This window comes from Aestuariibacter sp. GS-14, assembly GCF_006494365.1.
In the GTDB taxonomy this organism is placed as follows: Bacteria; Pseudomonadota; Gammaproteobacteria; order Enterobacterales; family Alteromonadaceae; genus Alteromonas; species Alteromonas mangrovi.
Genome location: NZ_VHIP01000016.1, coordinates 25,770 through 51,252 on the forward strand (window position 1 = coordinate 25,770; position 25,483 = coordinate 51,252).

A 25,483-nucleotide genomic window follows, 5' to 3' on the forward strand; every position below is an offset into this window, starting at 1 on the left:
GCGCTCACCAATAGTGCACAAAATGCACTATCAACATGCATCAGTGAGGATTTTTCACCTCGGCTTTACCAGGACGGCGATAACATTTGCTTACTTCAAAAATTTGCTCAGCGTTTATAAGCGTGTAAGGCTTCTTATTTTTATCAACAGGATGTTTCGGATGAATCGATTCGGTCTTTTACTGATCAGTTTTTCAGTACTGCTTGGTGCTAACGCCTTTGCAGACTCAACCATGGACGAGCCCCAAAATTGCTTCCGAGGGCCTTTCGAAAGCTACGAGAAGTGGGAGACCGTAATGAACAAGAAAAAGCCGGGTTTTGATATTGAGGCTTTCCATCGCGCTTTCCCCGCTGAGAAATTTAACCAGCGCAAAGCAGAATTGGACTGCACAGACTTCACCTATCAGTCAGATCAATTCAATGTAGAAGGTTTTTACCTGGCTCCAAAATCGCCAGAAAAGCAGCTTCCTGTGGTTATATTTAATCGCGGTGGCAATGCAGGTTTCGGTTATATAGTCTTCGGCACAAAGATGGATTTACCAGCGGAGCTTGCCAGCGAGGGGGATATTGTACTGGGTAGCCAGTATCGCGGTGCCAGTCGCCACTTAAGCAATAACGGCAATGATGAATTTGGCGGTGCGGACGTAAATGATGTACTGGCGTTAATTGACATCGCCAAAACACTGCCACAAGCCGATACATCGCGCATTGCGCTGGTTGGTTGGAGTCGCGGTGTGATGCAAAGCTACCTCTCTGCCAAACAGTTACCGAAGCTAAAAGCGATAGTATCGATAGCCGGCAATGCCGATCTTACCCAAGCCGTAGTTTGGCGCCCGGCAATGGAAAAAGTATACGCGGCCCGAATACCAGATTACGCCACCCAAAAACACCAGCGGCTTGCGGAGCGTTCGGTGATCAATTGGTTGGATAAATTGCCTCCTGCGCCAATCTTAATGCTTCATGGCACTGCCGACGAACGCGTTAGCGCCGAACAATCCGTATTACTTGCCAAGGCTTTAAATGGAGCAGGTCATAAGAATAAATTAATACTTTACGATGGCGATAACCATAGCTTGTCGAACAACCGTATCCAGGCCTTTACTGAAATCAAAACCTGGCTAAACCAATATCTGTAAGGACACAATACTGCGGTTGGTGGCAAAAAATCGGGTTTGTCGTAAACTGATGTAACAGAGAGTTACTACGCACTAACCCCGGCTGGCATTATGTTAAACACATCGAGTCTGCGCTGTAAGCGAGCTATTTTTGCTGTTGTGCTAATTTTATTTACACAGGTTGGCATAGCAAATCAACCTGAACTGGCAAAAGCGGAAGTGGCCGTTTTCGCCGTTGAATATCCCCCGTTTACTACGATGGAAGCAGCAGATCGGGGCATTAATTTTCAGCTACTTGCCAAAACGATTGGGCATAAATTCACGATATCCCCCCGCTTTGTGCCCCCTGCCCGAGCAGGAGAAATATTGCGCCATGAGCCATGGTGCATCAGCTTTTATCCACCGAAAGGCATGGACGATACAGTACGCTTTTTCCCTTTGTCTGAGCAGCGCGTTGAACTTGCGTTTTATCGGGCCGCCAGTAACGCACCCACTATTTCAAACCTTGACACATTAGCAGGGCAACGTGTTGCTGTGCTCCGGGTTAAAAAGCTTGGTACATTTCATCAACCTCTGCTGGATGCTGGTGCTGAATTAGTGATGACAGAGTCGGTTGCGCAAGGATTGGAATTACTAAAGTTTGGTCGGGTAGATCACATTCTTGCCGATGAGGTTGGTGTGTCAGAAGCACTGAATAAACTTGATAATATGCCGGTGATGGAACGCTCTGAATATGTTTACTTCGAAACGCATGTGGGTGCCCACCTGAATACCCAATGCAAACACTACAACGACTTAGTTGCGCTATTTGGCAATATCCAGTCCCAGTAATTAGTTGGCCATCACTGGAGAGGATAACGCCAACAGCGTTACCATTGCCAATTCAGCATAAGCAGCAGGCACAAAAATGTGATCGTGATAATACGCTGCCACCACATTTGCACTTATGCCTTTTGCGGTCAACGCCGCACTCATTGCCGCAGTCATACCCACCGCCTCCAGACTGGAATGCACCTTACAGGTTATGCAGCGAAATACGCCGTTATACACCAATCTCGCATTAAGTGCGGCGTTCTCAGTCAGGATCAGTGTGGTACCTTCGACTTCCTGGAACATGCCTATTGGTTTTAGTGAGTCGAACAACTCTGAGCTAAAACCAGGGAGAGTCACAAACACATAATTTTCCGGGAGCAGTTCAGGTGACAGGCCTTTGAGCAAGCTGTTTAAATCTGTTTCGCCACCCATTATACGCTCCCGTTATTTAAAGCTTAAAAGCCCGTACGCGCTTGCCTTTAATTTTGCCCTCGCGGAACAAGGCCAATGCGCGCTTTACACTGCGGGTTTTAACCGCCACGAAGCTTTCATTAGCCTGCACTTTTATTTTACCAATGTCGTCGGCGGGTACATCACCCTCCTGAGTTAATGCGCCTAAAATATCACCTGGGCGAAGCTTGGCTTTTTTACCGGCGCCAATGCGCAGGCATTTAAACTCAGGCTCGATAATGCGGTTGGCATGAAAGCGCAGGCCTTGAGCGCCTTTGCGTTTCAGATCTTCACCGGTATGGATCTCGATAGCGGCCAGCAACGCGCCTTCATTCTCACTCATCAGCGTATAAGCCATTCCCGGTTGTTCAGCACGACCCGTTCGGCCAATTCGGTGAATGTGTGCGTCGGGGTTTTCGCTTACTTCGTAATTCACCACACAATCTACCGCTGGAATATCCAGCCCTCGTGCAGCAACATCCGTTGCAACCAGAATGTTCAGGCAGTCACTGGCAAACTGCATAAGCACCTGATTGCGTTCGCTTTGCTCCATGTCGCCCTGAATAGCAGCAGCCACAAAACCTTCCTCAGCCAGTTTATCGGCCACTTCCTGCGTTGTTTTGCGCATGCGACAGAACACGATAGCACTCTTAGGTTGCTCCGTGGTTAACAAGGCTTTGAGTGCATTAAAGCGTTGCTTGTCTTCCACTTCGTAAACCAGTTGCGACACTTTGGCCCGGGCCGCAGAGTCAACTTCAATGGTTTCAGGGGAGGTTAAATACTGCTTTGCCAGCTGAGTAGTAGCATCGGTAAAGGTAGCCGAGAACATCAGCGTTTGTACCGGTGCGCGCAAGCCACTAAAAATAGTGGCCAGATCATCCGTAAAACCCATGTCCAGCATGCGGTCTGCTTCATCAAATACCCGAACGCGTAGCTCATCCAGCGAAACTCGGTTCTTTTGCACGTGATCCATCACGCGCCCTGGCGTACCCACAATAATGTGGCAGCCGTGTTTAAGTGAGTTGATTTGCGGCCCCATTGGCAGCCCGCCACACAAGGTTAATACCTTCACGTTAGGTAAATCCTTGGCCAGCAGACGGTATTGCTCTGCTACCTGCTCAGCCAATTCGCGGGTAGGACACAGTACCAGGGTTTGCAGCGCATTCAGGCTAACATCCAATTTTTGCAGGCTACCAGCAGCAAATGCCAGGGTTTTGCCCGAGCCGGTCTGCGCCTGAGCCAGTACGTCTTTGCCCTGAACAATAGCTGGCAATGCAGCCTGTTGTATGGGGCGTGGCGCGTTAAATCCGGCCTTTTCAATAGCCAGTAACAACTCTGGGCGTAACCCGAATGCAGAAAACAACTCACTCATAAATAATTACGCCAGTTTCCAGTTTAGTGTTTGACCCGCAAAAAACGGGACCATTTCAGTGCCATCCGCCAGCGTTACCAAGTCAGGCACCTGCCAGCTTTCTTTCACCAGGGTAATCGTGCCCGTATTGCGTGGTAAACCGTAAAAATCCGGGCCATTCTCGCTGGCGAATGCTTCAAATTTATCCATCGCGCCCAGTTGCTCGAAGACCTCGGCGTACAGCTCAATAGCACTCCACGCACTGTAACAACCCGCGCAACCACAGGCGTTTTCTTTGCGGTGCTTGGCGTGCGGTGCTGAATCGGTACCCAGGAAGAACTTCGTGGAGCCTTGTGCAACCACTTCGCGAAGACGCTGCTGATGGGTATTGCGTTTTAAAACGGGTAAGCAGTAGTTGTGCGGACGCACGCCGCCTACCAGTAAGTCATTGCGGTTTAGCAACAAATGTTGAGGCGTGATGGTAGCGGCAATGTTATCACCGTTACCCAGAACGAAATCCGCAGCATCGGCAGTAGTGATATGCTCGAATACTACTTTCAAACCCGGAAAGTCTTTTACAATCTTCGCCATGTACTGGTCGATAAACACTTTTTCGCGATCGAAAATATCCACATGCGACTCGGTCACTTCACCATGGATCAACAGCAACACGCCGTCTTTTTCCATTTGCTCAAACACCGGATACAACGCATTAATGCCTTTTACTGCAGCATCTGAGTTGGTGGTTGCGCCAGCCGGGTACAGCTTGCACGCTACTACGCCCGCAGCCTTGGCAGCTGTGATGTCAGCGGGTGTGGTTTGGTTGGTCAGATACAAGGTCATCAATGGCTCGAACTGACTTCCGGCAGGACGTGCCGCTTCGATACGCGCTTTGTACGCCATCGCCAGTTCAGCATTGGTTACCGGCGGCACCAGATTGGGCATCACAATCGCGCGGGCAAAACAGCGCGCCGTGGCTGGCACAGTTTCAGCCAGCATATCGTTGTCGCGAAAATGAAGATGCCAGTCATCTGGCTGACGAAGGGTAATTGATTGCATTGCACCGGCCTCAAATACAGGTTAATTCAAGAAACGCGCGCATTATAGCAAGAAACCCTCCGCTTTTGCTTTTTATTCAGACCGCTTATTACGCAGAATGATTTATCACTACCGGCACCGATTTTGATGTTGGCGTTGCCGATGCCAACCCGACACTTTCAAACGGAATGAGCGGGTTCGTTTCCGGGTAATAACACGCCACATTACCTTGCGGAATATCGTAACGCATAGCGCGAAATTGGGTCACTTTACGTTCTGTGTCGTCATCCCAAATGGTACTAATATCCACCAGCGAGTTATCGGTTAATCCGAGCAGACGCATATCTTCGGCATGCATAAACACCAGTTGGCGTTCACCAAATACCCCGCGATAGCGGTCGTTCATGCCATACACGGTGGTGTTGTACTGATCGTGGGAGCGCAGGGTTTGCAGGGTGAATACCGGCGAGTCTTGCTGAGCAATTTTGGCCTGAACGCGATCGGGAAATAACGCATCAGGTAACGCCACTGCGTTAAATTCGGCCTTCCCGGACGCTGTATTCCACTGCAAATTTGCCGCGCTGTTGTACAAGTGAAAACCTCCTGGCTGCTGTATTTGGGCATTAAAATTATCAAAGCCGGGGATCACTTTGGCAATGAGCTCCCGTATGTTGCTGTAATCAGCAATGAGTGACTCCCAATCCAACGCAATACGATCTTTTAATGTGTACTGTGCAATACGCGCGATGATTTCTGTTTCAGACTTCAATAATTCACTGGCTGGCGGTGTATTGCCACTGGACGCATGCACCATGCTAAAGGTGTCTTCAACCGTAATTGCCTGGTTCTTTCCGCCGGTGGTGTCGGCTTCGGTTCGTCCTAAGCATGGCAGTATCAAGGCGTCTTGTCCTACGGCCAGATGCGTGCGGTTGAGCTTGGTGGCGATATTAACCATCAGTGTTGTTCGTCTGAGCGCTTGCTCTGTATAAACGGTATCAGCCGACGCGGCCGCAATATTGCCGCCCAAACAAATTAGCATTTTACTTTGCCCGGCATGCAGGGCTTTAATCGCGTCGTAGACTCTATGCCCCGGCTTTTCCGGTGGCGTAAAATTAAATACTGCCTGCATAGCCTGATTAAACGCGGGCGTTGGCGCTTCCAGAATGCCCATGGTTCGGTTGCCCTGCACGTTACTGTGGCCTCGAACCGGGCACATACCCGCACCGGGTAAACCTATTGCACCTGTTAGCAGATGCAACGACGTAAGTTCATGAATGGTATCCACCGAATGTAAATGCTGAGTGATCCCCATTGCCCAACAGGTAATGGCTTTCTTGCTACGCACGAACACATTGGCTGCTTCGGTGATGTCGGCGCGAGTTAACCCACTGCGCGTTTCAATATCCTGCCACTGCGTGCTTTTTACTTGCTCGATGTAAGCGTCAAAGCCATGCGTGTGCTCACCGATAAAATCCTGATTCAGATGTTCAGTCAGCTCTTCAATAATAACCTTGGCCATGCCTCGTGCTACGGCAAAATCACCGCCGAGTTTGGGTGTGTAGTACCGTGCACTGATATCAACCGCTTGCAAGCCCAATAATTCGGCAGGCTTTTGTGGGCTAGCGAAGCGCTGTAACCCAACCTCGATGAGATTATTGAACGACACAATAGTCCCACCGCGCTTTGCTGCACTGCGCAGCGCATTTAACATTCGCGGGTGATTGGTACCCGGATTCTGACCAAACACAAAGATAGTATCGGCCGCATCAAAGTCCTTAAGCGTCACTGTGCCTTTGCCCACACCGATTGCGCGCTTGAGCGCAATACCGCTGGCTTCATGACACATATTGGAACAATCAGGAAAGTTATTGGTCCCCAGTGCCCGACCAAACACCTGATACAAAAATGACGCTTCGTTGCTCGCTCTGCCAGACGTATATAACTCAAGCTCATTTGGGGATTGCAGGGCATTAATACCATCAGCAATGTGCGTGAATGCCTGCTCCCAACTCACCGGTTCGTACTTGTCGGTTTGCGAATTGTAGCGAAGCGGTTCCACCAGCCTGCCCTGGCTTTCCAGCCAGTGATCGCTTTGCTTGCGCAGTTCGCTAACGGTGTGTTGCGCAAAGAACGGAGCATCCACTTTTTCAGAGGTTGATTCCCAGGCTATAGCCTTAGCGCCATTCTCACAAAAGCGAAACGCGCCGCGCTTGTCATCGCCCCAGGCACATCCAGGGCAATCAAACCCTTCATGTTTGTTAGCATGATACAAATTCAGCATGTTTCGGCGTACCTGCTTACTTTTAATCAGCTGATTCACCGTAGATTTAACGGACGCCATGCCCCCGGCTTTAGACGATTTATTCGGCATAATTTTCCTTTGCATCATACATAATGAGTTGGTTATTTCGCGGCACATACACCAGATTCAGCCCGGTTTGATGCGCTAAATCCACCGCCATAGTGGTGGGAGAAGACAAACAATACAGCGTGGTAAAACCACAGACTGAGGCTTTTTGCACCAGCTCCACACCGCAACGGCTCGTCACTGCCAAATAGCCCTTTCCAGGATGGAAACCTGCGCGTAAGGCTTTGCCAATCACTTTATCCAGTGCGTTGTGGCGACCAATGTCTTCACTGCACAGTACGGTATTCGATGCCGCACACACAAACATGGCGGCATGCATGGCGCCGGCTTTTTGATTGTATGTTTGGTTTGCTTCAAACAATGAACGTAACTGACTGACATCACATTCCGCCAATGGCCGTTTATCGGTCTGCGCTTCATTCGGCGGGAACGCCTGATCCATAGCGGTTTTATTGCAAAGACCACACCCAGCGCTCACCAAACTATAACGTCGCTGCTTTATTTCCCGCTCGCGACGACCGGTAACGGTTACCCGGGCTTCAAATCCCGGAGGCATGGGTTCGATCTGAATATCTTTGATTTCTACTACCGACTTTACAATCCCTTCGGTAAGAAAGTGACCGGTAATAAAGTCGTCAAAATCAAACGGCGAGACCATCATGACAGACAGCACCATGCCGTTTATTACAATAGCAAGCGGCACTTCTTCAGCCAGGTCGTCGTAATGACGAGGGGGATGCTGTGCAGACAGATTTACCTTGTTACCCATTACAGGCATGGAGGAATCACTAAGCTAAACATGACATGTTTCAAGATTACCACAGGTTATTTCACTACGCTGGTGTGATGCCTTAACTATGCGGTTTTTAGCGGTAGATTTGTATATGATGAAGAACACTCGTTGAAAAAAGCGTTGTCCGGATACTGAATAATCACCGGACAACGCGTTTGTCGCTCAACTAGCCTTTCTTAGTATAGGCAGCAATGATCACAATAGTTTGACCGTTGATTTTGCCTTCAATATGAAGCGGATTTTGCGTGAGGCGGATGTTGCGCACTGGCGTACCACGCTTGGCAGTAAAGTTTGCGCCTTTTACGTTCAAATCTTTAATCAAGTGAACGTTATCACCGGCCTGAAGGGCTTCACCGTTGCTGTCTAATGTTGGCTCGCGATCTTCTGGCAAGCCAGCTTTGGCCCAGGCCTGGGTGTCTTCGTCCAGGTAGACCATTTCCAGTAAGTCCTGTACCCAGGTTTCGCTTTCCAGCTGTTTAAGCTTACGCCAGGCTACCACTTGCGCAGCAGGCAATGGCGACCATACCGCTTCATTCAAACAACGCCAGTGATTTACATCGGTATCGGTTTCACCGTTTAACTGACTGGTGCACGTAGCGCAGGTGGCAATTGCACAGTTGTCGGAATCGTTTGGTGATTCGGGCACCATGTATAAGGCAAGGCCCTGATCACTCCCACATAATTCACATACATTGTTAGCGCGGGTAAATACCGCTTGTTGATTTGCCATGGTTACTGCCCCGGATAGATTCATTTCAAGAAAGGCGCGAGTATAGCACGCCTTACTGGTTTACCATAAGCTATCATGGCATTTACCTTTGACTATGCTGTTATGCACAACATCAGGATGCCTATTGGTGTTCAACCCAAATAAATGAATCAGTGGCATAGCCCAATGACGTTGCTTTTTCTATCAGATAGGAGCGCACTTCGTCGGAGAGTTCGGGTTGTCTGGCCAATATCCACAAATACGAACGGTCCGGCCCGGTTACCAGCGAATACTGGTAATTGTCTTTGTCGAGTTCAGCTATAACGTAGCTGGCGTAAAACGGGCCGAAAAACGACACCTTCAAATGGCCTGTTGTTTCCTCGCCTACAAAATAGGCTTTACCTTCAGCTTCATCCCATTCTCCGCTAGCGGCGTCGTATCCCTTATTCAGTACCTTGATGCCCCCATCATCGCGCTTGCTGTAAGTAGCAGACACCCGGCTTAGCCCTTGTTCAAAACTATGATCAAAGCGCGCTATTTCGTACCAGGTACCTAAATACCTGTCAGCTTCAAAGCCGGTTACCGGTGTTACCCCCTCCGGCACACTGGTACAGCCAGCTAGGCCAATCAACAATAAAAGTGCTGCTATGCGTTTCATGTTTTACCCTATGTTTTTATAATTACAGGTATTACGAAATTTACTTTAATTTGTATCACTTGCCTTACCTGTTAGCATACGTATTCATTCGCCAGATAAACTGGTATCACTTACAGTAACTGCATTGCATAAAAGAAGAAAAATACAATGATGAAACACTATTTTGAACATGCTTCCTCCGTGGTATTCGGGTGTATGGGTCTGGGTGGCGAATGGGCAGCCGACGCTTATACCGCAGAACACGTAAAACAAGCCACCATCGCGGTAGAAGCTGCATTAGAGGCTGGTATAACAGTATTTGATCACGCTGACATTTATACCCTTGGCAAGGCAGAAAGGGTATTTGCCGATGTATTAAAAGCTAACCCAAGTTGGCGTGAAAACATGATCATCCAATCCAAGTGCGGTATCCGCTTTGAAGATGCAACCGGCCCCAAACGCTATGACTTTTCGCCAGCTTACATTGCTCAGTCAGTCGATGGTATTTTACAACGCCTGAATATGGAAAGCATTGATGTATTGCTGCTGCATCGTCCGGATCCGCTGGCCGATTTACCGGCCTTGGGCGAATGCCTTTCCAACTTGCACGCCCAGGGCAAGTTCCGCTATTTGGGCGTATCGAACATGCACTGGTATCAAATTGAAGCCTTACAGGAGGTAGTGTCGTTTCCCATTATTGCGAACCAGCTGGAAATGAGCCTGGCTTACAGGGATTGGGTTGAAGACGGCATGATGGCTAACAGCGCACTGAATCGACACTCAGGATATACCGCTGGTACGCTGGAATATTGCCAGCGCAAAAACGTGCAATTGCAGGCATGGGCACCGTTAGCTCAGGGTAAATATTCAGGTCGAGGCCCGGCAGATTGTTCCACATCGGCACTGGTAAGTAAGCTGGCAGCAGAATATGGCGTGAGCCCTGAAGCCATCGTGCTTGGATGGTTAATGCGCCATCCGGCTAACATTCAACCGGTGATCGGTACCACTAATCCTGCGCGAATCGCAGCCTGCGCCCAGGCTATGCATACACAACTATCCAGAGAGCACTGGTACGCATTACTGGAATCTGCGCGCGGCCAGGAAGTGCCCTGATGCGCTATACTGACATTAAGCAGTTGAACGAATGAAGGTAGAACAGATGTTAAACGGTATTCATCACGTCGCGATCATTTGTAACGATTACCAGCAATCCAAGCATTTTTACACAGAAATACTGGGATTTTCTGTGGTAGATGAAAACTACCGGGCTGAGCGTGATTCATACAAATGCGACATTGGTTTACCTGACGGCACGCAAATCGAATTGTTTTCGTTTCCCGGCGCACCAGCAAGGCCAACTCGCCCTGAAGCCCAGGGGCTGCGACATCTCGCTTTCAATGTGGACGATATAGATAAGGTCATTGCCCACCTCAACAGCCACGGTATCGAATGTGAACCGGTACGCACCGACCCTTATACGGGTCGGCGCTTTACGTTTTTTTCGGATCCCGATAATTTACCGCTGGAACTATACGAACGCGCGGGTTAATCAAGCAGAGCCAGGGCACCCAGCATGCCAGAACGTGTGCCAAGCCCTGGTGTGCAAATCACATCGCGCATCGACACGCCTTCTGGGAACACAATATAACCATTTAACGTGTGTTCGGTCGTTGCAATAACCTTATCCACGATCCCCGGCTTTTGCATTACGCCACCGCCTAAAATAATTTTCTCGGCACTTAGCAATACCATCAGGTTGTGACACATCTTCCCTAACACTTCCACAAGCCCATCCCATGCCGGGTGGTCATCGTCGAAAGTATGTGATGGTTGAGACCAAATCTTGCCAAGTGCAGTACCCGATGCCAATCCTTCCACACAGTTAGCATGAAAAGGACAGGTGCCAGTAATCCCGGCAGGCGGCTCCACCAGCATATGGCCAACTTCAGGGTGAACCAAACCATGCAGGGGCTTGCCGTTCACCACAATGCCGCCACCCACACCGGTACCCACCGTAACATACACGGCAACACCTGCGCCCTGGGCTGCGCCCCAGCGATACTCTCCTAATGCGGCGCCATTCACATCGGTATCAATAACAACCTCGCAATCCAGTGCGCTACCCAATGCGTTTGCCAAATCCGTATTGCTCCAGTTTGGTTTGGGGGTTTTGGTTATAAAACCATACGTAGCCGACGCTTTGTTTAAATCTAACGGCCCGAAACTGGCAATGCCTAATTTATTGAATGTGTAACCCGCCTCGCGCTGCGTGTTGAAAAAGTCCACTGTGGCAGACAGTGTTTCCTCCGGCGTGGTAGTAGGTATACGAACTTCGGCCACAATGTCGCGATCTGGCGTAACAATGGCACAATTAAACTTAGTGCCACCCGCTTCAATCACTGCATAGTACGGATCAGTTAACGCCATATTCGCTTGCCTCAATCTCTGCTAATCGTTGTTGTGTTGGGTTAAAAATATAATTAAGTAGCAGTCCTGCAAATAGAATAGTTGCGAATACTGTGGCTACCATAAAACCGTACTTTGCATCGCCGCCATTGGCATCACTCACCAGCCCCATGATGAATGGGCCTGCCGCTGCGCCCGCTGCGGTGAAAAACAAAATTACGCCAGCTACACTGCCATGTTGATGTTTGGGAAAACAGCTGATCCCTTTAGAGTTAAACGTAGGGTAAATCACTGACATAAAAATACCGGTTAACGGGAATAAGTACAGCGCAACCTGTTTGCCCCCCATTAGGCCACCAGCAAAGCACACTACTATTGCACCACTGAATAGCGTAAGTACCAGTGCCCAGTTAAAATGGCTCATCATCCAAATACCTACAAAGCGGCCAAGTGCTCTGAGTACGAAAAAGGCGGTAACCGAATAAATAGCCAACGTTTGCGCACTGCCTGCCGAATAACACTCGTAGGTAGCTTTAAGGCTGGTTACGTCACATACCAGATAGCTCGGCATCCATACGTAAATTGCACTTTCTGCCGCAACGTATAAAAATGCACCAATCGAGAAACCCAGGGCATACGGGTTTTTAATTAGTTTCAGGCTCTGAAGCAAGGATACTTTTTCAGCTTCAGCGGCATGCGTGTGCTGGTAAGACGGGTATTTTACAAACAAGGCAATGGTAATAAGCAGCGTACATACACCACCTGCAATCACGTACAACCACTGCCAGGCAACGCCTGAGTGAATAAGATACGCAACAATCAACGGGCCAATAATCGCCCCTACCCCAAAGAAAGCTTCCGCGCCATTCATGGTAGCGGTGTGCTGTTTGGTAGACGATGAAATATCACCAATCAGTGCCAGCGCACCGGTTTTAAATATCCCAACCGCAATACCCGACAACGTCATCAGGCTCACAATGAGTACAAAATCGTTAGCTGCCATAAAGCTGTAACAGGCCACACCAAACACAGCCAAGCCAAGAATAATGGTGTTTTTGCGGCCAAAACGGTCGGCAAGAAATCCCAGAAACAGCCCCGACAAAGCAATACCCAACATGGGTAATGAGTGCATTAAACTGGCCTGCGCATTAGTTACCGAAAACGCTACCTTTACCTCTTTTATAATTTCGCCAACAGAATCTGATGTCATCGCAAACATCATAAACATCATATAGGTCAACCAACGAATGTAGCGGCTGCTGGTGCTTGGTTCAGTCATACTATTTATCTCTTTGTCAGGTACGAGCGGTTTACGGCTGCATATACCAAAGTTTAACCCATTATTACCATTTACAAATCAGCAACATTACACACTGACTTAATCAATTAACTTTTTTTAAGAAATTATGTTTAAATTCAGTCCCATCCCAATCAAACACTGAACAAACAAGAATAATTCCATGTAAATTTCTTGAAAAAACATCTTAATCGTTTAAGATTAAACGTAGCAAAACTGATAAATGCTGTAAACCAGTTTGTGAAACTTTTGTAAAACTACTTACAGCTATTCCAATATAGACCGACGCTTTGTGGAGATCGCAATGAATTACGCCGCTTCGAGTGAACAATGCCTGCAACGTATTTTGGCTGGACTCGATCTTTCCTTTTTGTCACAACGAGACAAAAAGTTATTCAACGAGCGACTGGCACTCCACTTTGATGAACTATTTGCGCGCTATGTGAATGTGTATGGCCATCAATACGATTGTTATTACCATCTGGAACAGTTAGTACTCACCCTGGCAAAAGGGCTGAAGCAGCGTTCGGCCGATTTAAAGCGTCTCGACAAACAACGAATCGATGAGCAGCAAGCCTGGTACAAAGGCGAAAATCAAATTGGTATGGCGTGCTATGTTGACTTGCTGGGACCATCCTTACGCGAGCTGGAAAAGAAGATCCCCTATTTCCAGAAACTCGGTTTAACCTACCTGCACCTGATGCCACTTTACGACGCCCCAAAGGGAGACAGCGATGGCGGCTACGCGGTGTCAGATTATCGCAAGGTGAATCCTGTTCTGGGTGACATGAAGGATCTTGAATCGTTATCCAAAGCATTACGGGAAGCGGGTATTAATCTGGTACTGGATTTTGTATTCAACCATACGTCAGATGAACACCGCTGGGCAGAAGCTGCACTGGCGGGTGATAAAACGTATCAGGATTATTACTACTTATTTGACGACCGCACTGTGCCGGATCAGTACGAACAGACGTTGCGCGAGATCTTCCCTCAGGTGCGCCGCGGCAGTTTTACGTGGAACGACACCATGCAAAAATGGGTGTGGACTACGTTTAACAGCTTCCAGTGGGACTTAAATTATTCGAACCCGGCTGTGTTTAATGCCATTACCGACGAAATGCTGTTTTTAGCCAACATTGGCAGTGCCGCGTTACGTTTGGATGCGCTGGCTTTTATATGGAAAGAAATGGGCACCAACTGTGAGAATCAGCAAAATGCTCATACGCTCATTCAGGCATTCAACTGCTGTTTGCAAATCGCCGCTCCTGCGGTTGTATTTAAGTCTGAAGCGATTGTTCACCCGGATGAAGTGGTGAAGTACGTTCACAAAAATGAATGTCAGTTATCGTACAACCCGTTGTTAATGGCACTCATCTGGAACTCACTGGCAACCCGCAAAACCCGTTTGCTTACTGCGTCGATGCAAAAAAGCTTCAGCATTCCGCAAGACTGTACCTGGGTTAACTATGTGCGCTGCCACGACGACATTGGCTGGACCTTTGACGATGCCATTGCGCACCAATTAGGCATCAATCCTTATGATCACCGCTTTTTCCTGAACCAGTTTTTTACCGGGCGGTTTAACGGCTCATATGCTAACGGCGTGCCCTTCGCTGAAAACCCGTCTAACGGTGATTGTCGGGTTTGTGGTTCACTTGCCTCGCTTTGCGGTTTGGAAGGCGCACTGACGAACAACGATGAAGACGCTATTAATACCGCTATCCAACGCATTATGCTGGTACATGGCGTAATCATGAGTATTGGTGGTATTCCTCTGCTCTATTCAGGTGATGAATTGGGCCTGTTAAATGACTATCACTATCGCCAGGACCCAGCCAAGGCTCATGATGACCGCTGGGTGCATCGCATAGCAGTCACACCAGACGATTTAGACGGTGTTGATGCGCCCATCGCGGCACAAGACAGTATGCAGCGCAGAGTGCAGAAACGCATCTTTGCAGGTTTACAGCAACTCATCCAATTGCGCAAGCAGTTGCCCGTGTTAGGTGCTGCGCCTACGCGCATTTTGCAAACGGATAACCAGCATTGTTTTGCCTTCTGTCGTGAAGCAGATAATGGCGACAAACTGTTGGTACTGTGTAACTTCAGTGAACACGCTCAATCAGTCAACGCCAGTGTGCTTAGCGTGTTCAATGGCGAACACACCAAAGACCTGCTATCAGCACAACAGTTTACCAGCGAGTTGCCCATTGTGCTGGCCCCTTACCAACAGCGTTGGTTAGCAACCAAGTAACTACTGCACGCTCGGTTAACACCGCGCTAGGTGGATTGCATTTCAAATGCAATCCCCTAGCGTTTGCTCATTTGTGCTTCCCTCGTAAAATTTGTCTGACAAATAACCAATATTCCCTCGCTTTTTTCAGCGACTGCTATACTAATACCAATTCACATAGAAGTGTGCTCACTCAGCAGCACTGGCAGACTTTTTAGCTAGGCTTGGTTGCACAGGTTTGGTGGTTCCAAATCAAGCAAGCGTAACAACGCTAAAAAGTCTGCCAGTGTTGCCCAAAGGGAGTGGCCAAAACGACTTATATCTGTGTTGCGCCCTCTGGACATAGAGTGACTATGCCTCAGAGTGCGCGTCGTGATCTAAGTCGTTTTGACTCACTCTGAGAGGGCAAACTTCTATGTGAATTGGTATTAACAGAAAAACCGGTTGGAGTTAATAATTTTCAGCACGGTGAGAGATACGCGTAAGTCGGTTCACTTACTTTATGGGGAGCTGTGCCTGCATGGAATATCCCCAGGCATCATTAACAGCAGATCAGCGCAGTTGTAAACCAGGTGGGCTGTACAAGGATTTTATCTGCTGAGGCAAAGAAAGGAATAGAGCACATGGGAATTTATAGTAATACATTACTGGAGTTCAGGTGTCCCTTATGTGGTCACGTCAACGCCATTTCACTCGACACAGTAAAAGATATGTACAAGGAACAACGGGAGCCCTGCCAGCAGTGTCATCAGATGCTGGAAATTATTCCCGCCAATGGCGTTAACGACCAAATTAATCTGATTGTGTCGGAAGCCTGATTTTTTAAATCTTAAAAAACGAAAGGCCAGCATCAATGCTGGCCTTCGTTATTTATTCAATTTATTGCCTGTTAAGAAAAAAACTCTCTTCTTAATTCGGCATCAGCAAGGAACTTTCCGCCCAGCGCCGATGTTTTGGTATACGACAAGCTGTCTCTTATGCCCCGAGCCTTCACGCAGTAGTGCGTAGCATTTATCGACACAGCCACATCGTCGGTGCCAGTTAAGGTTTGCAATGCTACCAATACCTGTTGGGTAAGACGTTCCTGTACCTGCGGGCGCTGCGCAAAGAAGCCAACAAGGCGATTGATTTTTGACAAGCCAATAACAGTATTTTTTGGAATATAAGCAACAGATGCAGTGCCATCAATTGTCACAAAATGATGTTCGCAGGTGCTGGTAAGACTAATACCTGATACCTGAACCGGCTGACCCAACTGCATTTTGTTTTCGATCTGTGTGATTTTGGGAAACTTGCGGTAATCCAATCCCGAAAAAATTTCATCGACATACATTTTTGCAATACGCAAAGGCGTATCTGCCAAACTGTCGTCAGACAAGTCCAACCCCAGGGTTTGCATAATATCCCGCATCGCACCTTCAATGCGCTGTCTTTTGGCTTCGTCGCTCAACCCTGTTTCAACCATTGGAGTCTCAAGCCCTTTGGCAACCAATGCCTCATGGACCATCAATGCCTCTTTAGACATTCCCAGCTTCACAGCGTCGCGTACAATTACCGCTTCTTTTGCTAACATTCACCCATTCCGTAATGACGACTTACACACCTTATACGACTCGGACCGCTAATCGGGATTACAATGACTGAAAAAAATGTCATTAAAACGATCTGCAAACACGGTAAAGTCGTATTCAGTACCAAAAATAATCGGAGGTATTTTTGTCTTTACCTATTCTTATTACCGGAGGCAGTCAGCGCCTTGGCCTTGCCATTGCGCAGGATTTACTCTCCAGGGACCAACCGGTGATCATTACCTACCGTCGGCATAAGCCTGCCGTAGACCAGCTAAAGCAAGCTGGTGCAACCGTGTTGGAGGCGGATTTTAGCACTCAGGCAGGCATTTCGCGAGCAATTGACGAAATAAAACGCATTTGTACCGGCTTGAGAGGCATAATTCACAATGCATCTGACTGGGCACCTGAATCACCCGAGCACGACTCAGGAGAGCTAATGCACGACATGATGATGGTTCACACCAGTGCACCCTATCAGCTGAATTTGGCGTTACACCACCTGCTGACACAACACAGCGGGCTCACCGACATTATTCACATGACCGATTATGTGCAGGAAACGGGTAGTCAGAATCACATTGCTTATGCTGCGAGCAAAGCGGCGCTACACAACCTAACGCTTTCGTTTGCCCGCGTATTTGCGCCACGTGTGAAAGTAAACAGTATTGCGCCATCACTACTGATGTTTAACGACAATGACAGTGATGCCTATCGGGCTGAAGCCCTCACCAAGAATTTGCTCGGCTCAGTACCCGGCGCGCAGGAAGCAGTTAAAGCGGTGAATTATCTGCTGGATTCTGAATTTGTTACCGGACAAACCCTGCATTTAAACGGCGGGCGAAACCTGAAATAACTGGTCGCGACTCCGAGACTGGGTATAATCGGCGAGTGTAATTTATTTAATTCAGGAATGACTGTGACTAACACGTTAATACCCGAATGGCAGGCAACCGAGGCGGTGATCCTCGCCTGGCCGAACGACGGTACCGACTGGGCGCCGTGGATCAACGAAGTGCGGGACACCTATTTATCCGTTATCCGCACCGTGAATGCGAATCAGGCTGGTATTGTTTTATTGTGCCGCGAACAGGATATGCCCGATATTGAAGCCAGATTGCCCGCCGATGCCAAGGTGCTGCTGGTTGCAGCCCAATACGATGATACCTGGGCCAGAGACTTTGCATTTTTAACCTGTGGGCCTCTGGACGCTCCGTTTCCGGTTGAATTTACCTTTAACGGTTGGGGTAACAAGTTTGACGCCAGTCAGGATAATAAGCTTAACCAGACTTATCTCGCGCCCTTGTGCCAGCAACCGTTGCGTTCAAGCCAGGTAGTAGCAGAAGGCGGCGCACTGGAAATTGATGCTACAGGTCATTTGCTGTCTACCGCTTCATGCATGTATAACCCTGAACGCAATGGCAACATGTCGCTGGAGGAATATCAGACGGCATTTTCTGATATGCTCGGTTACAGTGAATTTACTGTGCTGGAGCACGGTCATCTCGAGGGCGACGACACAGACGGTCATATTGATACACTGGTCAGATTCACACCTGAAGGCAATCTGGTGATCCAGGCAGCCCAAAACCGCCCTGAAGACAGCCACTATGACGGTCTTCAGGCATTGGTACAGGAATGTCTGGCCAAACTGCCCGGCAGAGAGCAGTTTTTACTTCCGCTGCCTGCCATTTATAGTGCCGAGGGAGACCGGCTGCCGGCATCGTATGCCAACTACCTGATTTGCAATCGCGCAGTGTTGTTACCTGTGTATCAGCAGCCCGAAGACGCAGACGCCATTGCTGTGCTGCAACGCGCGTTCCCGCATCACAACATTGTGCCGGTTAACTGTGCTTCGCTGGTACAACAATACGGCAGCTTGCATTGCATCACCATGCAAGTCCCCTGCAACACATTCAAACCTGAAGTCGTTAAACAACTGAATAAAGGAGTGACGCGATATGTCTAAGCGCACCTTAAAAGTGGGTCTGGTTCAACAATCCGTTGCCGACAACAACAAAGCCACCAACTGGAATAAGAGCGCTGAGCAAATCGCCAAACTGGCAGCCCAGGGTGCAGAATGTATTTTGCTGCAGGAACTCCATAGCACCCTGTACTTTTGTCAGGAAGAAGACACCAACGCCTTTGATTTGGCGGAGCCCATTCCAGGCCCGGCAACGGCGTTTTTTGGCGAACTGGCTGAAAAACACAACATAGTGCTGGTAACCTCGCTGTTCGAAAAGCGTGGCTCAGGTTTGTACCACAATACCGCTGTAGTATTTGATCGCAGTAAAGAGATTGCCGGAAAATACCGTAAAATGCACATTCCGGACGATCCGGGTTTTTACGAGAAGTTTTACTTCACCCCCGGAGACATCGGTTTTGAACCGATTCAAACCAGCGTAGGTAAACTGGGTGTACTGGTGTGCTGGGATCAATGGTACCCGGAAGCCGCTCGACTAATGGCAATGAGAGGCGCGGATTTATTGTTTTACCCCACCGCCATTGGCTGGGATATGACCGACACCGATGACGAGCGAGCGCGTCAACACGGGGCCTGGCACACTATTCAGCGCGCGCACGCGGTAGCCAACTCGGTACCCGTGATTGTTGCCAACCGCGCCGGGTTTGAAGCCTCTCCCGTTAAAGGCGATCCGGGTATTAAATTCTGGGGCCAGAGCTTTATTGCAGGCCCACAGGGCGAATTGCTGGCTCAGGCAGGCGTTGATGAAGAAACTATCCTGTTGGTAGATTTGGATATGTCACGCACTGAGCAAGTAAAACGTATTTGGCCTTATTTCCGCGACCGTCGTATCGATGCTTACGAAGACCTCACCAAACGCTGGCGCGATTAATTACTATCTGGCTGACCAGCTGCTCAACTGCCTGACGGCAACGGGTAAACTCTGCCACGATACAGCATCCAACACTGGCGTTCCTTAACGGGCGCCAGTGACAACATCGCCGGATCCTGAACAGACAATCCACCGGTAAACTGCCCCAAAGCAGGCATCACTAACAGGGATGGGGTAGCAACCAGGCACTTACCTCTGACGACGCCTTTTCCCATAGCCAGTTGCCCTTTGGGATGAAAATGCCCCACTATCTGGTATTGCGTTGTCAGTGTTGCGTCCGGTTCGTGACAACCGATAATCTGATGGCCAGCAATGGCCACTTGCCAGTGCTCAACCACGTTACCAGCAACACTGGCGGGAATATCCGGATCGTGATTACCCACAACCCACACCCATTGAGATACGCGTTTTGTGAGTGCCAGTAAGGCTTCGCTGTCCTGACAAGTAATGCGGGAAAATGCGCCACGATCGTGAAAACTATCACCAAGGCACACTACCGAAGCCGGCTGATAACGGTCGATTAAAGCGGATAATGCAGTGATTGTGGCCCGGGAATCGTATCGGGGAACAGGCGAGGCATACTGACTTAAATAGCTGCCTTTCTCGAAATGTAAATCAGCCACCAGCAAGGTGTCGTTAGCCGGACAATACAGTGCGCCTTTGCCATCCAGAATCCATACGGTGCCTGCAAAACGAAATAGACCTGCGTATCTTAGCCTGACCAGCTCGGCCAGTGAATCCGGGTTAATCAATCAGTTTCCTTTGGGCATGGCAGCGAAGTATGCCCATTTGCCAATAACACTCTTATTTCGTCCAACATCGACTCTGCTTCTGCATACAATGCCGCCTGATCCAACAGCGCTTGCTCTCCGGCCCCTTTTATTTGCTCACTACGCACATCCAGCACAATAGGGATAGCCATGGGCGAGACACGTGGCAAATTCACAAACTCTGTTTTACCTACAAAGCGAATCAGCATGTCTGCCAGGCGGCGCAGATCCAGTAACTCGCGTTCCGCGTCATCGCGAGCCACCTTTAGCAAAATATGATCAGGTTCATATTCCCGTAATGTATCGTAAATCAGGTCGGTCGAAAACGTTACTTGTTTCATGGTTTTATGGGTACTGTGATAGCGCTGCTCAGTGAGCCCGCTTACAATCGCAACCTGTCGAAACGAGCGCTTCAGCATGGGCGCATTAAGCATCCAGTCTTCCAGTTCGTCACCCAGTACATCTGGCTGAAACAGACGTTCGATGTGGGATGACTCAACTGCATTGAGCGCACTCACCGATAACCCGTAATCCGTTACACTAAAGCTTAGGGGTTTGAGCCCCATCTTTTCCATGCGGCGGGTTAACAGCATCCCTAGCGTCTGATTCGCTTTGCGCCCCTCGAAAGTGTAATACAAGGTGCTATACGCCTGGCGATATGGAAATTGCTCAATCAACACCTTGTCTGGCTGAGGAATTACCGAAAATGCCTTTTGCAGGTTAAGCCATTCCTGAACTTGTTTGGGTAGATCTCGCCAGGCTTTGGGCGTGTTAAGCAGCGCTCTTACTCCATCTGCAAGGTGTGTAGAGAGTGGTAACTGCCCACCCACATAACTGGGGATTTTGGGGTCCTTGCCTTTGGCCGGTTTGGCATGCACCTGCATGTCGCGAATGGCTTCAAACTTCAGCATTTCTCCGGCAAACAGAAAGGTGTCACCCGGGGTGAGTTGTTGCGCGAAATACTCTTCCACTTCGCCGATGATCTTGCCCTGATTACCTCGCCGTATACGCTTTACTTTTAATTTCCCGGCTTCCACGATGGTGCCGATATTTTGCCGGTGGCGCTGAATAACACGCAGATTAGCCGGCTGATAGCGTCCATCGTCCAGCTTGATTAAACGCTGATAGCGTTCGTATGCCTGTAAGGCATATCCACCATCTACGGTGAACTGCCATAACTGATTAAATTCGTTATCCGCTACGCTTTGATAAGGAAAAGCGTTCAGCACCTGCTGATAGATTTCATCCCGCGAAGCTGGACGTGAGCACAAACAGTTCATAATAAATTGCGGCAAAATATCCAATGCACCAATGTGCGGCGTATCGCCGTCGCGCTCGCCCATTTCAATGGCTGTCATAGCCGCCCGACACTCTAATGCTTCAAAGCGATTGGCAGGTACAAGCAACGCCTTGCTCGGTTCTTCAAAACGATGGTTAGATCGCCCGATTCGTTGCAATAACCGACTTACTCCCTTTGGTGCACCCACTTGAATAACACGGTCTACGTTTCCCCAGTCAATACCCAGTTCAAGTGCCGAAGTTGTTACAACAGCGCGCAACATCCCACTCGCCATCATACTCTCTGTTTTCCGGCGCTGCTCTTTACTCAATGAACCATGATAAAGCGCTATCGGTAATGCCTGAGTGTTTTCAGACCACAGCATCTGAAATAGCAGCTCCGCTTGCGCCCGGGTATTGACGAACACCAGGCTTGTTTGCGCGTCGCAAATTGCCTTATAAATATCGCCAACCGCGTATTTTGCCATGAAGCCACCGAAGGGCATGCGCTGCGCAGACGCCAATAACTGAATATCAGGGCGTTGCTGTTCTTCCACTTTGATAATATCGACCGGCGCTCCGGTAGGCCCCAGCCAACTGGCAATTAACGCAGGATTTGCCACCGTAGCAGAGAGTCCAATACGCAAGAAGCCCGGCGCGAGTGTTTCCAGTCGCGCCAGCGCTAACGCCGTAAAATCACCGCGCTTGTTCCCTGTCAGGCTGTGCACTTCGTCGATGATCACCGACTTTAATTTACTAAAGATTTGCGGCGCTTCAGCATACGACAGCATTAACATCAGTGATTCCGGCGTGGTTAACAGGATATGCGGCGGCTTTTTTCGCTGTCGTTGCCGTTTATGTGCGGGGGTGTCACCAGTACGGGTTTCAACACGGATTGGCAGGCCAATATCTTCAATGGGCTTCAGCAGATTTCGATGAATATCGTGAGTTAGTGCTTTAAGTGGAGAGATGTAAAGCGTATGCAAATACTCACTTTCAACATTGCTCAATTGGTGAAGTACGGGCAAGAAACCCGACAAGGTTTTACCTGCACCAGTAGGAGCAATAAGTAACACAGACTGTTGCTCTAACGCCTTAACGAATATCTCAGATTGGTAGCTTCGAAAAGTCCAGCCTTGCTGGCTGAACCATTTTTCAAAAGCAGGCGATAGCGACATGATGTTGAATGAGCTTACTTAAACTCGTTAATACGCCAAAAACAGATTTTGGGTTTAGCAACAGATTGAAAAACTAACTTTTACTGCGCCGGTTACTATCTATACGACGACCCAGGGATCGCGTGCACGTTTTCTCTGGCATAACGCGCACCAATCAGATGCGGCACTACTTCATAAAAAGACAAAAACACAAACAGTGGCCAGTCGTACCAGCGTAAGTATTGTTTTCCAATACGTTTAGCGTGGAACCAATCCAACTTTAGCTTTTCTTTCATTAACAGCGATAGGCTTTTGTGCGCGCTAACCGACATACACTGATGTCCTTTATTGCGCTGTAAATCCCATAAAAAAGCCAGCCCACCAATAGCATGCTGCATAGCCCCCTCGCGAGCGATATAAAACACATGGCCTGCAGCTCTGATTTTATCGTTGCGCAACTCAGCCGACAGAAAGGGGGTCGCGGCATGCGGGTAAGGAAATACTTCTAAAATGTCACGGCGATAGATTGCACCATTGTTCGACACTTTACTGGTTGGCCCCGATTTACCCGGGTCGTCCCATGCGCGGTGCAACAGATTGCAAACCCGCCGATAGCTGCTGAATTCACCATAATAAGTTCGACCACTTGATGCCGCATAGTCTCCGGATAAAAGACCCGACATTAACTCGCGCAGCCAGTTATTTGTAGGTGTACAATCTGACTCCAGTACCGCTATATATTCATGCTTACACTGACTAACACCGTAGTCTTTTAGCACTGCTGACTGAATGGAGTCATAGTAGAGTATTTGAAGATGGGGAACAAAAGCATAAAGCTGATCGGGGACAGGCTGATCCTTCACCTGAGTACTTTCTACCAACACCACATCAAAACCTTCTTCTATATCTTGGTTTGATAGTGCCTCCAGCAACGCCAGTTCGTCGTGCCAGGTTTTTTGCTCGCCTGCTTCATAATCTGATACAGAAATGACACAGAGCCGGTTCGATGATGTAGTCATAAAACATCCTTATTTATTGTTATTATCAGGATAATACTTTAGTACTATACTGCTGTACGTTTTTCATACTAAACGAGTTATGCGTGTATGCAAGCTATTTTAAAAGAAATTCTGAAGGATCGTTAGGATGCTTTCAAACTAAACGCTCACTCTGTGTTGTGATAAACTCCAGGCAAACCATAACATTAGAATAATCCACAATGATGCAGCATCGATACGCCCTGATACCATTACTGGCCTTTACACTCATTGCGTGTAATGACAACAGTTTGCCTACCATTGGCCGTACCCAGGGCGATTTCCCGATGCAGACTTTATTGCATTTTGACAGTGAAAATAAGTGCTATCGCTTTGCGCAGAATGTGTTGTTTGAAGCCCCCTTTGCTGACGGGATGGCGTATCCCAGGGACACCTGCCTGGAAAGTGCTAAGAAAATTGGCAGAAAGACATCTGAGGAAGTCGCAGCGTTGCACGTGTCACTTACGTACAACGGCGAATATTACATCGTAAAAAGCGGTTACTAACACGCGTCAATCCAAATATCTCCTCAGGCGTATAAACGTTGTATATACGATAACACCAGACTGGGAGAGAATTTACTTTGGATGCTTCACAGTGGTTACACAAACAACGACAAGGACTCTATTGTGAACCTGCCAACTGCTACATCGACCCGCTTCACCCCGTAGAACACGCATTAATTACCCACGCGCACGCGGACCATGCCATTGGCGGTCATAAGTCGGTAACTGCCACAGCAAGTACGCTGGCTATTATGCAGAGCCGCTATGGCGAAGGCATGGCTGGGTCGACTCAAGCGGTAAACTACCGCGAACAGATTTCGTTGGGTTCATCGCACGACCCAGTTACCTGTGTGTTTTATCCGGCAGGCCACATACTGGGCTCCGCGCAAATCCTACTATGCTATCGGGGCACCCGGGTGGTGATATCAGGAGATTATAAGCGACAGTCAGACCCTACCTGCCTCCCGTTTGAACCCGTGCAATGTGATGTATTCATAACTGAAGCCACTTTCGCACTGCCGGTGTTTAAGCATCCCTCTATCGAGCAGGAAATGTCGAAGCTGCTGGATTCATTAGCTGTTTTTCCGAAACGTTGTCACCTTGTTGGTGTTTATGCCTTGGGTAAGTGTCAACGAGTCATACTGGCATTGCGGGCGATAGGCTATACCGCGCCCATTTATCTGCATGGTGCACAGCGTAAACTGTGTGATTTATATGAACGCCAGGGCATTGAGCTGGGGGAGTTAATTGACGTCGCCGAGGTGAACGACAAGCAATCACTGGCTGGTAACATTGTGCTGGCACCGCCTTCTGCATTGAGCGACCGCTGGTCACGTACCCTGCCTAATGTGAGGCGAGCCATGGCGTCAGGCTGGATGCAAATTCGCGCCAGAGCCAAACAAAGGCAGGTTGAGCTTCCGTTGGTTGTGTCGGACCACTGTGACTGGCAAGCTCTACTCGACACCATTGAAGAGGTGAACCCTAATGAAGTGTGGATCACCCATGGCCGTGAAGATGCGCTATTGCATGCGTTAACACAGCAAGGCCGCACCGCTCAGGCGCTGAGTATGGTGGGTTATGAATCCGATACGCAGGATTAG

Annotated in this window: 24 protein-coding genes; 11 read left to right on the forward strand and 13 right to left on the reverse strand. The window is 48.8% G+C overall.

Annotated features, from left to right (window positions below):
• Positions 1 to 160: 160 nt before the first annotated feature.
• Together FJ444_RS18560 and FJ444_RS18565 are read left to right on the forward strand one after the other, a co-directional pair.
• On the forward strand, positions 161 to 1,135 hold the full coding sequence (locus tag FJ444_RS18560; RefSeq protein WP_181405229.1) for a S9 family peptidase: 975 nt from the start codon (positions 161 to 163) through the stop codon (positions 1,133 to 1,135).
• A 90-nt stretch (positions 1,136 to 1,225) separates the two neighbouring features.
• A complete protein-coding gene (locus FJ444_RS18565) occupies positions 1,226 to 1,945 on the forward strand; it encodes a transporter substrate-binding domain-containing protein (RefSeq protein WP_140960915.1) in 720 nt (239 codons plus the stop codon).
• Here FJ444_RS18565 and FJ444_RS18570 read toward each other — a convergent pair whose 3' ends face one another.
• The 7 genes from FJ444_RS18570 to FJ444_RS18600 form a co-directional block, all read right to left on the reverse strand.
• A complete protein-coding gene (locus tag FJ444_RS18570) occupies positions 1,946 to 2,359 on the reverse strand; it encodes an ACT domain-containing protein (RefSeq protein ID WP_140960917.1) in 414 nt (137 codons plus the stop codon).
• A gap of 16 nt (positions 2,360 to 2,375) precedes the next feature.
• The gene (gene dbpA / locus FJ444_RS18575; RefSeq protein WP_140960920.1) at positions 2,376 to 3,749 is read right to left on the reverse strand and encodes an ATP-dependent RNA helicase DbpA; all 1,374 of its coding nucleotides are present in this window, start codon (positions 3,747 to 3,749) and stop codon (positions 2,376 to 2,378) included.
• Between the two features lie 6 nt (positions 3,750 to 3,755).
• Entirely contained in the window at positions 3,756 to 4,787 is a 1,032-nt protein-coding gene (pyrC, locus tag FJ444_RS18580; RefSeq protein WP_140960922.1) for a dihydroorotase, read from the reverse strand.
• Positions 4,788 to 4,875: 88 nt separating this feature from the next.
• Positions 4,876 to 7,137: an FdhF/YdeP family oxidoreductase gene (locus FJ444_RS18585; RefSeq protein ID WP_140960925.1), complete on the reverse strand. Its 2,262-nt coding sequence runs from the start codon at positions 7,135 to 7,137 to the stop codon at positions 4,876 to 4,878.
• On the reverse strand, positions 7,127 to 7,912 hold the full coding sequence (gene fdhD / locus FJ444_RS18590) for a formate dehydrogenase accessory sulfurtransferase FdhD (protein ID WP_140960928.1): 786 nt from the start codon (positions 7,910 to 7,912) through the stop codon (positions 7,127 to 7,129). The genes FJ444_RS18585 and fdhD overlap by 11 nt, the downstream gene beginning before the upstream one ends.
• A 181-nt stretch (positions 7,913 to 8,093) precedes the next feature.
• The gene (locus tag FJ444_RS18595; protein ID WP_140960930.1) at positions 8,094 to 8,657 is read right to left on the reverse strand and encodes an alkylphosphonate utilization protein; all 564 of its coding nucleotides are present in this window, start codon (positions 8,655 to 8,657) and stop codon (positions 8,094 to 8,096) included.
• A 121-nt stretch (positions 8,658 to 8,778) separates the two neighbouring features.
• Positions 8,779 to 9,294, reverse strand: a complete 516-nt coding sequence (locus tag FJ444_RS18600) for a lipocalin family protein (RefSeq protein WP_140960933.1) — start codon at positions 9,292 to 9,294, stop codon at positions 8,779 to 8,781.
• A gap of 150 nt (positions 9,295 to 9,444) precedes the next feature.
• Here FJ444_RS18600 and FJ444_RS18605 point away from each other — a divergent pair, with 150 nt between their 5' ends.
• Together FJ444_RS18605 and FJ444_RS18610 are read left to right on the forward strand one after the other, a co-directional pair.
• Positions 9,445 to 10,386: an aldo/keto reductase family oxidoreductase gene (locus FJ444_RS18605; protein WP_140961094.1), complete on the forward strand. Its 942-nt coding sequence runs from the start codon at positions 9,445 to 9,447 to the stop codon at positions 10,384 to 10,386.
• Positions 10,387 to 10,432: 46 nt separating this feature from the next.
• Positions 10,433 to 10,822, forward strand: a complete 390-nt coding sequence (locus FJ444_RS18610; protein ID WP_140961096.1) for a VOC family protein — start codon at positions 10,433 to 10,435, stop codon at positions 10,820 to 10,822.
• Here FJ444_RS18610 and FJ444_RS18615 read toward each other — a convergent pair.
• Positions 10,819 to 11,700 (reverse strand): ROK family protein, encoded by an 882-nt coding sequence (locus FJ444_RS18615; protein ID WP_140960935.1) that lies wholly within the window; start codon positions 11,698 to 11,700, stop codon positions 10,819 to 10,821. The genes FJ444_RS18610 and FJ444_RS18615 overlap by 4 nt on opposite strands.
• On the reverse strand, positions 11,687 to 12,907 hold the full coding sequence (locus FJ444_RS18620; RefSeq protein WP_140961098.1) for an MFS transporter: 1,221 nt from the start codon (positions 12,905 to 12,907) through the stop codon (positions 11,687 to 11,689). Before FJ444_RS18620 ends, FJ444_RS18615 begins: the two co-directional genes overlap by 14 nt.
• Positions 12,908 to 13,280: 373 nt before the next feature.
• On the opposite strand from FJ444_RS18620, the gene FJ444_RS18625 reads away from it, so the two are divergent.
• Both FJ444_RS18625 and FJ444_RS18630 read left to right on the forward strand, forming a co-directional pair.
• Positions 13,281 to 15,233 carry an alpha-amylase family glycosyl hydrolase gene (locus FJ444_RS18625; RefSeq protein WP_140960938.1) on the forward strand — a complete coding sequence of 651 codons (1,953 nt, stop codon included), beginning with the start codon at positions 13,281 to 13,283 and terminating at the stop codon, positions 15,231 to 15,233.
• A 602-nt stretch (positions 15,234 to 15,835) separates the two neighbouring features.
• Positions 15,836 to 16,030: a hypothetical protein gene (locus tag FJ444_RS18630; protein WP_140960940.1), complete on the forward strand. Its 195-nt coding sequence runs from the start codon at positions 15,836 to 15,838 to the stop codon at positions 16,028 to 16,030.
• Between the two features lie 71 nt (positions 16,031 to 16,101).
• Here FJ444_RS18630 and folE read toward each other — a convergent pair whose 3' ends face one another.
• On the reverse strand, positions 16,102 to 16,785 hold the full coding sequence (folE, locus tag FJ444_RS18635; protein WP_140960943.1) for a GTP cyclohydrolase I FolE: 684 nt from the start codon (positions 16,783 to 16,785) through the stop codon (positions 16,102 to 16,104).
• Positions 16,786 to 16,928: 143 nt separating this feature from the next.
• Here folE and folM point away from each other — a divergent pair, with 143 nt between their 5' ends.
• From folM to FJ444_RS18650, 3 genes are read left to right on the forward strand one after another with little or no spacing between them, the layout of a single operon-like run.
• Entirely contained in the window at positions 16,929 to 17,636 is a 708-nt protein-coding gene (folM, locus tag FJ444_RS18640) for a dihydromonapterin reductase (RefSeq protein WP_140960945.1), read from the forward strand.
• A gap of 57 nt (positions 17,637 to 17,693) precedes the next feature.
• The gene (locus FJ444_RS18645; RefSeq protein WP_140960948.1) at positions 17,694 to 18,749 is read left to right on the forward strand and encodes an agmatine deiminase family protein; all 1,056 of its coding nucleotides are present in this window, start codon (positions 17,694 to 17,696) and stop codon (positions 18,747 to 18,749) included.
• Positions 18,742 to 19,635, forward strand: coding sequence for a carbon-nitrogen hydrolase (locus FJ444_RS18650; protein ID WP_140960951.1), 894 nt, complete (start codon positions 18,742 to 18,744; stop codon positions 19,633 to 19,635). The genes FJ444_RS18645 and FJ444_RS18650 overlap by 8 nt, the downstream gene beginning before the upstream one ends.
• A 23-nt stretch (positions 19,636 to 19,658) precedes the next feature.
• On the opposite strand, the gene pdeM is transcribed toward FJ444_RS18650, so the two are convergent.
• The 3 genes from pdeM to FJ444_RS18665 form a co-directional block, all read right to left on the reverse strand.
• Complete coding sequence (gene pdeM, locus FJ444_RS18655) at positions 19,659 to 20,387, reverse strand: ligase-associated DNA damage response endonuclease PdeM (RefSeq protein WP_140960953.1); 729 nt, start codon at positions 20,385 to 20,387, stop codon at positions 19,659 to 19,661.
• Entirely contained in the window at positions 20,384 to 22,861 is a 2,478-nt protein-coding gene (locus tag FJ444_RS18660; RefSeq protein WP_140960956.1) for a ligase-associated DNA damage response DEXH box helicase, read from the reverse strand. Before FJ444_RS18660 ends, pdeM begins: the two co-directional genes overlap by 4 nt.
• Before the next feature lie 95 nt (positions 22,862 to 22,956).
• Complete coding sequence (locus FJ444_RS18665) at positions 22,957 to 23,859, reverse strand: glycosyltransferase (protein WP_140960958.1); 903 nt, start codon at positions 23,857 to 23,859, stop codon at positions 22,957 to 22,959.
• Between the two features lie 200 nt (positions 23,860 to 24,059).
• Here FJ444_RS18665 and FJ444_RS18670 point away from each other — a divergent pair, with 200 nt between their 5' ends.
• Positions 24,060 to 24,383, forward strand: a complete 324-nt coding sequence (locus FJ444_RS18670; protein ID WP_140960961.1) for a hypothetical protein — start codon at positions 24,060 to 24,062, stop codon at positions 24,381 to 24,383.
• Between the two features lie 77 nt (positions 24,384 to 24,460).
• Positions 24,461 to 25,483, forward strand: coding sequence for a ligase-associated DNA damage response exonuclease (locus tag FJ444_RS18675; protein ID WP_140960964.1), 1,023 nt, complete (start codon positions 24,461 to 24,463; stop codon positions 25,481 to 25,483).